Genomic DNA, 11,409 nt, shown 5'->3' with positions numbered 1-11,409 from the left:
CTGTCCGGTCCGCCGGACCCCTGGCCCACGGCGTCACTCCTCACTATCGTGACGGACACGTGGGCACCCCGGCCCACCTGATTGATCACGAGGAGGCACCATGGGACTCGGAGACAAGATCAGCAACAAGGCGCAGGAACTCAAGGGCAAGGCGAAGGAAGCCGTGGGCGAGGCCCGCGACGACCGGGACCTCGAGGCCGAGGGCAAGGCGGACCAGGCCGGCGCGAATCTCAAGCAGGCCGGCGAGAAGGTCAAGGACACCTGGAAGAACGCCTGAGCGCGGATTCCGCGCACCCCGGCACAGGCCCGCCGACGACAGCAGCCCCGGTCCTCGCAGAGGACCGGGGCTGCTGCGTGTTCGGGGGCGTCAGGAGTTCGGGTAGGACACCTCGACACGGCGGTTGAGAGCGCGGCCGCCGGGATTGTCCTCCGCGTCGGTTCCGTTGTCCGCGATCGGCTGCGTCTCCCCGTGGCCCGTGGCCGTGATCCGGAGGTCGGGACGCTTTGCGCGGAGCGCGCCGGCGACGGCATCGGCCCTCTCCTGCGACAGCGTGTCGTTGTACGCGTCGTCGCCCTTCGCGTCGGTGTGCCCGTCCACCGTCACTTCGGCACCGTCGGCGATATCGTCCGCGAGGTCACCGACCGCCTTCTCCGCCTCCGCGGTGAGATCGGCCGAGTCGAAGTCGAACAACAGGTCCGCGGTGAGTCGGACGACGGTGGTGTCGTCCTCCTCGACGCGGGTCTCGAGAGGAATGACCGCGACGGACGGATCAAGCGGCAGGACCTCGGGCGTGAGAGGGATGACGGCGGCTCGGATCATGTCCTCTCTGATCGCGGGGACGGGCGCGTCCGATCCTGCGGAGGAGTGTGCGCTTGAGGCATGTACAGGGGTGCCGGTGGCTCCGAGGAGCAGGACCGCCACGAGGACCGCCAGCGCAGGCAGTACGGCCCCGTGTTGGCACGCGGCAGATCCGGCGCGGTCGTGAGCCGTCACGATCGCGTCGCTCGGTTGTGCGGGGTCCTCCCATCCCACCGCCCACCGCACCGTCATGGTCTCTCCGGACACCTCGACGGACCGCACCGTGGCGGTCACCGTCCCGCCGACAGCGGAATCGATCGTCGCGCTCGCGAGGACATCGGCACTGTCGATCTCCGCGCTTCCGGGGGATCCTGATGTGCTCTGTACCCGGCCTTCGGCGGCGGAGGGCGCTTCGCTGTCCCCGGCGGCGTCGCCCGTCTCCTCAGCGGTGCCCTCGTTCGCGGTCTCCGAGGCCGTTTCCGGGTTCACCTCCGCGCCATCCGCCGGGCCGGATCCTGCGGCGGCACAACCGGAGGTGAGAACGAGTGCCGCGACCGCGAGACCGAGAGTCGCGACCTTGACGTGTGAACCGAGCGTGAGCGTAGACATGAGGCTCCCTTCCACGGCTCAGTGAACACGCCGTACCGGGCCTACTCCGGGGTACGGTTCGTTCGTCATCGAGCCGTGGCCTCCACCTGTGGAAAGACGCGCGAACCGGCACCTGCGGTCACAGGTGGACGACACCCCGGGGATGGAAGATCGTCCGTCACACCCTCCCCGAGGCGCCCTCCGGCTCGGTGATCCGCAGTCGCCGGTTCTCCAGGGAGGGGTTCGTGAGCCGGACCTCCGGCACCCGGGCCGGGTCCAGGCGGGCCAGTGCCAGGGCGCCGGGCGCCTCGGCGGCGGAGGCGAGGGTCGACCCCATGGGGTCGACGATCCTGCTCTGCCCGATGCAGTGCGGGCCGGTCTGTCCGCACGCGAGGACGTACGCGGTGTTCTCGATCGCGCGGGCGGTCGTGAGCGCCTCCCAGTGGTGCTCCTTCGCCGGCCCCGTCGGCCACGCGGCCGGGTTGACGATCGCCTCGGCGCCGGCATCGACGAGGCGACGGGAGATCTCCGGGAAGCGGATGTCGTAACAGATCGCGAGGCCGAAGGTGAGGCCCCGGTACGTGAAGGTGACGGCCTCGATGTCGTCTGCGGGCCGGGACGCGTCGGACTCCCGGTGGCCGAAGGCGTCGTAGAGGTGGACCTTGCGGTACCGGGCGAGGTCCGTGCCCTCGGGGCCGATCGCGACGAGGGTGTTGAAGGGCCGCGGATCGGCGAGCTCTGCCGGCGTGGTCTCGGTGAGCCCCACGACGATCGCGATCCGGTGTTCGGACGCGAGCGCGCGGACGGCGGTGAGGAACGGGCCGTCGAGCGGTTCGTGTGCGTAGTACGGCCCCGTGAGGTGATCGGGGTCGGTGAACATCGCGTGCTCGGGGAACACGACGAGGTCCGCGCCCTCGGCGGCGGCGCGGGCGGTGAGGCCCGTGATCGTCGCGAGGTTCGCCTCGACGTCGGCGGCGGGGGAGAACTGTGCGAGCGCGACGAGCGGTCCGGCGGACTCGGGATTCGTTGGCGCGGGGTTCGTCGACGCGGGGGCTGATGCAGAAGTCATGGGGATACCTTCGAGGTCAGATGCGGGTTCCTGCAGTCTAGGCATCCTTTCGGACGCTAGTGTGAAACAGGTCACCCGCGAACCCGGTCCCCACCGGATCCCCGTCACCGTCGAGAAGGTCGCCCCGCGTGCTCACCGCCGTCGTTCCCCTGTGCCTGTTGTTCCTCGTCGTCCTCGTCAAACGCATCCCCTACATCGGCGGGGACATCCGGTGGGCGCTGCTGCTCGCCGGCGTCGCAGCGGCGGTCCCCGGCCGTCTCGGACCGCAGGAGATCCTCCTCGGGGTGGTGGACGGACTCGACAAGCTGTCGTGGGTCATCGCGATCAGTGCAGTGGGGTCGATCTACGCGGAGTCGCAGGTGCGCCTCGGGACCATGCGGGCGGTCCTCGACCTCCTGCGGAAGGTCTTCGGCGCCACTCCGAGGGGGCTCATCGCCGCGCTGTTCCTCACGCTCGTCGTGGCCGGTTCGCTCCTCGGCGACGCCATCGCCGCGGCCACCGTCATCGGGTTCCTCGCGATCACCACCCTCGCCGAACTCCGGGTGAAACCGGAGCAGATCGCGATGATGATCCTCGTCGGCGCCTCGATCGGGTCGATCATGCCGCCGATCTCCCAGGCGGTGCTCCTCTCGTCCTCGCTCATCGGAACGGACGCCGATCCGGTCATGCTGATCTCGGTCGTCACGGTCGGGATCGGCATGGTTCTCGCGATCCTCGAGTCCTTCCGGTTCGTCCGCGGTCGGACCATCCGCGGGCAGGACACGGAGACGCTCGGTGCGGTCGTCCGGCGGACATGGCCGATGTTCGGACCACTCCTCGTGCTCGTGGGTGTCGTCGTGCTCAACAGCGGGTTCGCCGTCGACGTGTTCACGCTCGTACCGGGTGTCTCCCAGGTCGTCACATGGCTCGGCGGGATCCCGATCGCGAACGGATTCGTCCACGTGCTCGTCCTGTCGCTCGTGCTCGCGACTGCACTCACCTTCTGCTATCCGCGGGTCGGGAAGCAGGCCGGGAGCATCGTCCTCGCGGGCCTGGGGAACGTCCGGCAGACCGTCGTCATCCAGGCGTGCGCGGGGTTCATGGTCGGCATGTTCTACGCCTCGGGCGCGGTGGCACAGGTCGAGGCGGTCGCCGGCGGACTGCCTTCCTCGGCGGTGGCCGTCGTCGGTCTCGTCCTCATCGGCACGTTCGGGATGCTCACCGGTTCGCAGACGACGGCGCAGACCGTCGTCGTGCCCTTCGCCGCCCCGCTGCTCATCGGCTCCGGGTCCGATCCGACGTTCGTCGCCGTCGGCGCCTCGCACATCGCGGCTGCGGCCCAGAACCTCCCGCCCGTCGGGCTCACGGCCTTCGTCGTGTGCGGACTCGTCGGCGCGACACTCCGGACGAAGGTCGACCCGGTGCGGACGATGCTCCTCGCGCTGCCGAACACGCTCTACTTCATGCTCGTCGGGTTCGTGTTCTGGCTCCTCTGAACCGCCCGACCGTCGTATCGAAAGGACTCACATGCACATCGCCGTCGTCGGTGCCGGGCTCATCGGTCTGCCTGCCGCTTCGCTCCTCGCGCGCACCGGGCACTCGGTCTCACTCGTGGACCGCGGGGAGCCCGGGTCCGGCACCTCGAGCACCTCGTTCGCGTGGACGAACTCGAACAACAAGGACCCGGACGTCTACCACCGGCTCAACGTCGCCGGGAGTGAGGCGCACGCGCGCCTCCAGGACGCACTGGCCCCGGCCGAGCCCTGGTACATCCATACGGGCTCGGTCATGTGGCACGCGGGAACGGACGGTGCCGCGGACCGGGCCCTCGCCGAGCGTGCCGCACTCATGACCGAGCGGGGCTACCCGGTGCACCTCCTCACCGCCGAGGCGGTCCGAACCGAGGCCCCGCATCTGCGGCTTCCGGCGGGGCCGGAGACCGTGGCACTCGCCTTCCCCTCGGAGGGACACCTCCACGTGCGCGAGTACCTCGCCGCCGTGCGCGACCGCTTCGAGACAGACGGGGGAACGGTGCGCACGGCAGAGGCGGCGACGGTAGGTTCGTCTGCGGACGGCGTGCACCTTGCGTTCAGGGACGGCACCGTCGAGGCGTTCGACGCCGTCGTCGTGGCCTCCGGGAAACACTCCGGGGACCTGGCTGTCGCCTCGGGCTTCGATCTGCCGATGGTGCGGGCGTCCGTCCCGAGCCCGTGGACCCACAGTTTCCTCGGGTACACCGGTTCCGGCGCGGACCTGCTCGACCGGGTGTTCGTGTCCGATGTGCTCAACCTCCGGCCTACGTCGATCGGAGGGCTCATCGTCCAGGCGCCGGTGATGGAGCACCTCTGTGCGAACCGGGACGCCGCGGATCCCGCAGGTCGGACGCATGCCGAGGTCCGAGGCCACATGGACGCGTGGCTGGATCGTCTGCTGCCCGGGGCGGGCCACGTCGAGCGCCTCGTTCTCGCGGAGCGGTCCCTGCCCGCCGACGGCAGGCCGGTGCTCGGTCCTCTCGATCCGCACGGGCGCGTGCTCGCGGCCGTCACCCACAGCGGTGCGACGCTCTCGGCGCTCTTCGCCGAGGCCATTGCAGGGTTCCTCGGTGCGGAGGAGTTCGCGGACGCTCGTGAGCTGTTCGCGCCGTTCGATCCGCATCGGTTCGCCGAGGGGCGCGCCTTCACCGACGGCGTCGTGCAGGAGGGGCTCGGCAAACAGTAGGGCCCTTGCACGCCGGAGGCGCCCACCGCGTGTGCGATGGGCGCCTCTTCCGTCCCCGGCCGGGGAAACGGCGTGGGGTACTCCTGCGGAGGGCGACGGCCCTCAGACTGCCGCGGGCTGGAGGATCTTCGCCGCGAAGTCGCGCTTGGCTGCCTCGTACTCGTCGGCGAACCGACGGATGAGGTCCGCGGCCGGCAGGGACTCGCGGATCGTGCCGATGCCCTGACCGGAGCCCCAGATGTCCTTCCATGCCTTCGCCTCCCGTTCACCTTTCGCTCCGGTGGAGAAGCTCATGGCCGACGGGTCCGAGGTCGGCAGGTTGTCGGGGTCCAGGCCGGCCCCACGGACGGAGCCCTTGAGGTAGTTCCCGTGCACCCCGGTGAAGAGGTTCGAGTACACGATGTCGTCCGCTGCGGACTCGACGACCATGTCCCGGTAGGCGTCGACGACGTTCGCCTCGGGGGTCGTGAGAAGGGCCGAGCCGATGTACGCGAAGTCCGCTCCCGTCGCCTGCGCGGCGAGGATCGACCGGCCGTGCGCGATGGCGCCCGAGAGCGCCACGGGACCGTCGAACCACTCACGGATCTCCTGGACGAGTGCGAACGGGGAGAGCGCTCCCGCGTGCCCGCCGGCACCCGCGGCCACGGGAATGAGTCCGTCCGCACCCTTCTCGATCGCCTTGTGCGCGAAGCGGTTGTTGATGACGTCGTGGAGGACGACCCCGCCGTAGGAGTGCACGGCCTCGTTCACGTCCTCGCGCGCACCGAGCGAGGTGATGACGATCGGGACCTGCTTCTCGACGACGACGGAGAGGTCGTGTTCGAGGCGGTTGTTCGTCCGGTGCACGATGAGGTTGGCCGCGAAGGGAGCCACCGGGTCCTGCGGGTGCGCCGCCGCGTACGCGTCGTTCGATTCGCGGATCTCGTCGATCCACTCGGCCAGGAGCGATTCCGGCCGGGCGTTGAGAGTCGGGAACGAGCCGATCATGCCCGCCTGGCACTCGGCCTTGACGAGCTCGGGGCCGGAGGCGATGAACATGGGGGACGCGATCGCCGGAATGCGCAGCGGAACGTCGAGGGCTGCTGGAAGTGCCATGGGGTCTCCTCGGATGTCGTCGTTGACAGGGATGGGGCGGGTGCGAGCGCGTTCGGCCAGGCCTTCCACACCCAGGCCCGTTCAAGGCCTGACCGAACAATCGTTCAGATGTCTTCACTCACCATAGTCGACGGTGGGTCGCCCGTCACCCGCCGCGCGTTCCTCAGCTGTCGGTGAACTGCGGGTCACGCTTCTCGACGAACGCCGCCATGCCCTCCTTCTGGTCGGCGGTCGCGAGCGAGGCGTGGAACAGTCGACGCTCGAACCTGAGGCCCTGGTCGAGCGTGGTCTCGAAGGCGAGGTTCACGGCTTCCTTTACGAGGGCCGAGGCGATCCGCGACTTGCCGGCGATGACGCCGGCGATCGACACGGCCTCGTCCATGAGCGCCTCGGGGGCGACGACGCGGGCCGCGAGTCCCGAGCGCTCGGCCTCCTCGGCGCCGATGAACCGGCCGGTGAGGCACAGGTCCATCGCCTTCGCCTTGCCGATCGCACGGGTGAGGCGCTGCGAGCCGCCCATGCCCGGCAGCACGCCGAGGTTGATCTCCGGCTGCCCGAACTTCGCCTTCTCGGAGGCGATGAGGATGTCGCACATCATGGCGAGTTCGCACCCGCCGCCGAGGGCGAATCCGTTGACGGCCGCGATGATCGGCTTGCGCACCGACGCGAGATCCTGCCATCCGGCGAACCAGTCCGCCTCGTACGCCTTCGAGAAGGTGAGGTCCTTCATCTCCTTGATGTCGGCGCCTGCGGCGAATGCGCGCCCGGCGCCGGTGATGACGATCGACTTCACCTCCGGGTCCGCGTCGAACTCCGCGGCCGCCGCGGTGAGCTCGGTCATCACCTCGAGGTTGAGCGCGTTGAGCGCCTCGGGGCGATTGAGGGTGATGAGGGCGTAGCCATCGTGCTTCTCGGCGAGGATGGTGGAGAACTCGGTCATGCGAAGACCGTCCTTTCGAGTTCGGTGGTGAGGATCGACTGCACGAGTGCGGGGGAGACCTCGTCGAGCGAGGCGGGGTTCCACTGCGGATTGCGGTCCTTGTCGATGACCTGGGCCCGGATCCCCTCGACGAGGTCCGGCTGCCGGCCGATCCCGACCGCCACACGCAGATCCCGTTCGAGGACCTCGGCGAGAGTCATGTCCGGTGCGGTGCGGAGCATCGCGAGGGTGACCGCGAGCGAGGTCGGTGACTTCGTCCGGATGGTGGCGGCCGCAGCGCCGGCCTTCTCGTTGCCCTCGGCCGCAGCGGCGTCGAGCGCAGCGAGGATCTCCTGCACCGTGTTCCCGGCGAAGCATGCGTCGATCCACTCCCGGTCGGCCGCCGTGGGGTCGGCAGGTGCCTCCGTGGCCGAGGCGCCCACCGCCTCGGCGACGTCGGTTCCGGTCTCGAGGGCCTCGACGAGGGCCGGGACGGCGTCCCGGGGAACGAAGTGGTCGGCCAGGCCGAGCGCGAGCGCCGTGCCGGGGCCGAAGGCCTCACCGGTGAGCGCGAAGTAGGTGCCGATCTCCCCGGGGGTGCGCGAGAGCAGGTAGGTGCCACCGACGTCGGGGAAGAGGCCGATTCCTGTCTCCGGCATGCCGATCTTCGAGGTCTCGGTGACGATGCGGACGGAGCCGTGTGCGGAGATGCCCACACCGCCACCCATCGTGATGCCGTCCATGACGGCGACGTAGGGCTTCGGGTACTCGGCGATGAGATGGTTCATCGCGTACTCGGTGGAGAAGAACAGGAGGGCGTTCTCGTCGCCGGCGACGACGGACCGGTGGATCGCCTTGATGTCCCCACCGGCGCACAGACCGCGCTCGCCCCGGCCGGTGACGACGACGGCGGTCACCTCGGGGTCGTCCTTCCACGCCTCGAGGGCGGCGGCGACCATCGCGACCATCTCGCCACCGAGCGCGTTGATCGCCTTCGGCTTGTTGAGTTCGATCCGACCGATCGTGCCCGCACGGCGGACGAGGACCGGCGGCTGCGCGACTGCGTCCTGTGACTCCGTTGTCATTACCCGACTCCTGTGCTCCTGCGGGAGATGATGACCCGCATGATCTCGTTGGTACCTTCCAGAATCTGGTGGACCCGCAGGTCACGGACCAGCTTCTCGATTCCGTACTCTGTCAGATATCCGTAGCCGCCGAACAGTTGCAGGGCACTGTTCGCGACCTCGAACCCGGTGTCGGTCGCGGTGAGCTTCGCCATCGCGGAGAGCAACGAGGTATTGGGGTCACCCGCGTCGTAGGCGCTCGCCGCCCGCCACAGCAGCGACCTGGCCGCCTCGAGTTTCGCCTGCATATCGGCGACCCGGAACCGCAGCGCCTGGAAGCCCGTGAGGTCCGAACCGAAGGCCTGGCGCTCGCCCATGTACTCGATCGCCCGTTCGAGGGCGGCCTGGCCACCACCGAGGGAACAGGCTCCGATGTTGAGGCGCCCGCCGTCGAGGCCGGACATCGCGATCTTGAACCCCTGGCCCTCCTCGCCGATCCGGTTCGCCACCGGCACCCGCACGTTCTCCATGAACACCTGGCGGGTCGGCTGGGCACGCCACCCCATCTTCTTCTCGTTCGCACCGAAGGAGAGTCCCTCCATCCCGGCTTCGAGGACGAAGGTGGAGATCCCGCGGGACCCTTCCTGCCCGGTCCGGGCCATGACGAGATACAGGTCCGTCTCCCCGGCTCCGGAGATGAACTGCTTGACCCCGTTGAGGACGTAGTGGTCGCCGTCGCGGCGCGCCGAGGTGCGCAGTGCTGCGGCGTCCGAACCGGCGTTCGGTTCCGTGAGGCAGTACGAGCCGAGCTGCTCCATGCTCGCGAGGGGGCGGAGCCAACGGTCCTTCTGCTCGTCGGTCGCGTACTTGTCGAGCATCCACGCGACCATGTTGTGGATCGAGATGTAGCTGGCGACGGAGGGGCAACCGGTGGACAGGTTCTCGAAGACGATGGCGGCGTCCATCCGTCCGAGCCCGGATCCCCCGAACTCCTCGCTCACGGAGATGCCGCCCATCCCGAGTTCCGCGGTGCTGCGGATGACGTCGACGGGGAAGTGGTGCTCGGCGTCCCAGTCGAGTGCATGGGGCGCGACCTGTTCATCGGCGAAGGCCCGCACCATGGACGCGAGTTCCACCTGCTCCTCCGACAGTCCGAATGCGAGTGTTGCTGCGGTGCTGCGTGCCACGAGGACTCCTTCTGCCACGACGTCCTCGTCGCGGCGGGCGTGATTCGGGATGCGGGTCACAGCATAGACGATTTGGTTGGACGTCCTAGCAATCGGAGCGGTGGAATCCGGAGGGAGGGCGCGACCACCGTGGGGCCGCGCGCTGCGGGCATCCGGCACGGGGCCGGGCGGGGTGGTGACGGAGCGGTGCCGGGGGAGGGGCCCCTCGGCGATTCCCCACCTCCCGCACGCCGGGGTCGGGGCATCCGGGGTGCGGTGTCGTGCGGGAGGGGGTGTGGTGCTCAGGACGAGCGCGACGGGGCCTCGAGGCCGGCACGGAGGGCGCCGAGGCGGTCGAGGAGTTCGCCGAGCGCGGGAGCTTCGAGGCCGGGGTCCTCGAAGACCTCCCGGTTGAGTGCGGTGGTGGCCCGCGAGACGAGGTCGCGCCCGGCGTCCGTGATCTCGATGAGTGTCGTCCGCCCGTCGGTCGGATGGGGCCGGCGGCGTGCGAGGTCGGCGGATTCGAGGCGATCGACGGAATTCGTCGTCGAGGTCGCGTGGACCTGGAGGCGCTTCGTGATCTTGTTCATCGGGAGGGACCCGCGCTTGGTGAACGACAGGAGTGCGAGGACCTCGTACCGCGAGAACGTGAGGCCGAGAGGGCGGAGCACCCGGTCGACCCGGGCGAGGAACAGCTGATGGGCACGCATGATCGAGGTCACGAGCGTCATCCCGTCCGCGGCCGATTCCCACCCGTGCGCGAGCCATTGCTTCCGGGATTCCTCGATGGGGTCGAAGTCGGGCATGCATCTCCTTGTGGGTGCGGCGCGGCAGGGGTGCCGATGCACGAGCGAACGGGGGCAGCGGCGGTCGTAGTCGGTGGCGACGTCCGGCCCGCCGAAAGGTCTGCCGACGAGTCTAATGACGGGACCGGGCGGTCGATGGTGATGCCGCTCGCATCGTGGGACCATCGGAGCATGTGCGGCCGCCTCAACATGTCGACCGATCCTGCAGACCTCGCCGATGAGCTGCAGATCGAGATGATGACCTACACGTACGCCCCGCGGTACAACGTGCCACCGGGGGCGCCCCTGCCGATCCTCGTCGATCGTCCCGACGACGAGGGCACACTGTTCAGGCGCCTGGAGACTGCGCGTTGGGGGCTCGTTCCCGGATGGGCGAAGGACGAGAAGATCGGTTTCCGAGCGTTCAACGCACGATCGGAGACGGTCGAGGACAAGCCGATGTTCCGCAAGGCGTTCGAGAGTCGTCGGTGTGTGGTTCCGGTGACCGGCTACTACGAATGGCATGCGACGGAAACGGGCAAGGAGCCGTGGCTCATGCACGCTGCCGACGGAGGCCCCCTCTTCATGGCAGGACTCTTCGAGTTCAGGAAGCGAGGAGAGGCGGACGGACCGACGGCGGACCCGGCGGTCCGGGACGGGTGGTTGGTCTCCACGACGATCATCACGGCGCCGGCCGCCGGCCACCTCGCGGAGCTCCACGACAGGATGCCGGTGATGCTGCCGCGTGACCTGCTCGCGGCATGGATGGATCCGGGAGCGGGCGGAGCGGAGGCGCGGGAGATGCTCAAGGCGCTCGTGGCCGACTTCGACCCGGGGCGGGTCGATCGCTACCGCGTGAGTACGGCGGTGGGGAACGTGCGGAACCAGGGCGCGGAACTGGCAGAACCGCTCGGAGATGAACTGTGAGCGGCGTCACGATGAAAAGTGCCCCTTTCGAGTTGCGAGGCCGTTTCACCGTGGTCTAGAGTAGTTACTCGTTCGCCCCACGCCGGGGAGAACGACAACAACAGCCTCAACCAGGCAACCGGCAGAGTGTTTTTGCTGGTGAGAAGGTTGATGAGCGTCTGTTCTTTGAGAACTCAATAGCGTGATCATTGATCGTGATGATGCCGTTTTTTTGCACACGGTCACAGTCCCTGCAAGGGGTTGTGAGTTGTGTGTCCGGCATGAGTCACGAATACCAATGTACAAGATGACAAACCAACT

11 protein-coding genes are annotated in these 11,409 nt (G+C 68.8%); 4 read left to right on the top strand and 7 right to left on the bottom strand.

The window, feature by feature from the left end:
• Nucleotides 1-100: 100 nt before the first annotated feature.
• Complete coding sequence (locus ABD172_RS14955) at nt 101-277, top strand: CsbD family protein (RefSeq protein ID WP_344310973.1); 177 nt, start codon at nt 101-103, stop codon at nt 275-277.
• A gap of 90 nt (nt 278-367) precedes the next feature.
• Here the strand turns inward: ABD172_RS14955 and ABD172_RS14950 are convergent, their stop codons facing one another.
• Together ABD172_RS14950 and ABD172_RS14945 are read right to left on the bottom strand one after the other, a co-directional pair.
• Entirely contained in the window at nt 368-1,408 is a 1,041-nt protein-coding gene (locus tag ABD172_RS14950) for an OmpA family protein (RefSeq protein ID WP_344310972.1), read from the bottom strand.
• Nucleotides 1,409-1,565: 157 nt separating this feature from the next.
• Nucleotides 1,566-2,456: a carbon-nitrogen hydrolase family protein gene (locus ABD172_RS14945; protein ID WP_344310971.1), complete on the bottom strand. Its 891-nt coding sequence runs from the start codon at nt 2,454-2,456 to the stop codon at nt 1,566-1,568.
• Nucleotides 2,457-2,584: 128 nt separating this feature from the next.
• Between ABD172_RS14945 and ABD172_RS14940 the strand changes: the two genes are divergently transcribed.
• Nucleotides 2,585-3,931, top strand: coding sequence for a TRAP transporter large permease subunit (locus ABD172_RS14940; RefSeq protein WP_344310969.1), 1,347 nt, complete (start codon nt 2,585-2,587; stop codon nt 3,929-3,931).
• A 31-nt stretch (nt 3,932-3,962) separates the two neighbouring features.
• Nucleotides 3,963-5,153, top strand: coding sequence for an NAD(P)/FAD-dependent oxidoreductase (locus ABD172_RS14935; RefSeq protein ID WP_344310967.1), 1,191 nt, complete (start codon nt 3,963-3,965; stop codon nt 5,151-5,153).
• A gap of 102 nt (nt 5,154-5,255) precedes the next feature.
• On the opposite strand, the gene ABD172_RS14930 is transcribed toward ABD172_RS14935, so the two are convergent.
• The 5 genes from ABD172_RS14930 to ABD172_RS14910 form a co-directional block, all read right to left on the bottom strand.
• Nucleotides 5,256-6,248, bottom strand: coding sequence for an NAD(P)H-dependent flavin oxidoreductase (locus ABD172_RS14930; protein WP_344310965.1), 993 nt, complete (start codon nt 6,246-6,248; stop codon nt 5,256-5,258).
• A gap of 163 nt (nt 6,249-6,411) precedes the next feature.
• Nucleotides 6,412-7,188 (bottom strand): enoyl-CoA hydratase, encoded by a 777-nt coding sequence (locus ABD172_RS14925; protein ID WP_344310963.1) that lies wholly within the window; start codon nt 7,186-7,188, stop codon nt 6,412-6,414.
• Nucleotides 7,185-8,252 (bottom strand): enoyl-CoA hydratase/isomerase family protein, encoded by a 1,068-nt coding sequence (locus ABD172_RS14920; protein ID WP_344310962.1) that lies wholly within the window; start codon nt 8,250-8,252, stop codon nt 7,185-7,187. The genes ABD172_RS14925 and ABD172_RS14920 overlap by 4 nt, the downstream gene beginning before the upstream one ends.
• Nucleotides 8,252-9,418, bottom strand: coding sequence for an acyl-CoA dehydrogenase family protein (locus ABD172_RS14915; protein ID WP_344310974.1), 1,167 nt, complete (start codon nt 9,416-9,418; stop codon nt 8,252-8,254). The genes ABD172_RS14920 and ABD172_RS14915 overlap by 1 nt, the downstream gene beginning before the upstream one ends.
• A gap of 281 nt (nt 9,419-9,699) precedes the next feature.
• Entirely contained in the window at nt 9,700-10,203 is a 504-nt protein-coding gene (locus tag ABD172_RS14910) for a MarR family winged helix-turn-helix transcriptional regulator (RefSeq protein WP_344310960.1), read from the bottom strand.
• Between the two features lie 171 nt (nt 10,204-10,374).
• On the opposite strand from ABD172_RS14910, the gene ABD172_RS14905 reads away from it, so the two are divergent.
• Entirely contained in the window at nt 10,375-11,109 is a 735-nt protein-coding gene (locus ABD172_RS14905; RefSeq protein ID WP_344310958.1) for an SOS response-associated peptidase, read from the top strand.
• Nucleotides 11,110-11,409: the final 300 nt, after the last annotated feature.

The organism is Brevibacterium samyangense (genome assembly GCF_039529845.1).
In the GTDB taxonomy this organism is placed as follows: Bacteria; Actinomycetota; Actinomycetes; order Actinomycetales; family Brevibacteriaceae; genus Brevibacterium; species Brevibacterium samyangense.
Note: the sequence above shows the minus strand (reverse complement) of the source record. Positions and strands in the feature narration are given on the sequence as shown.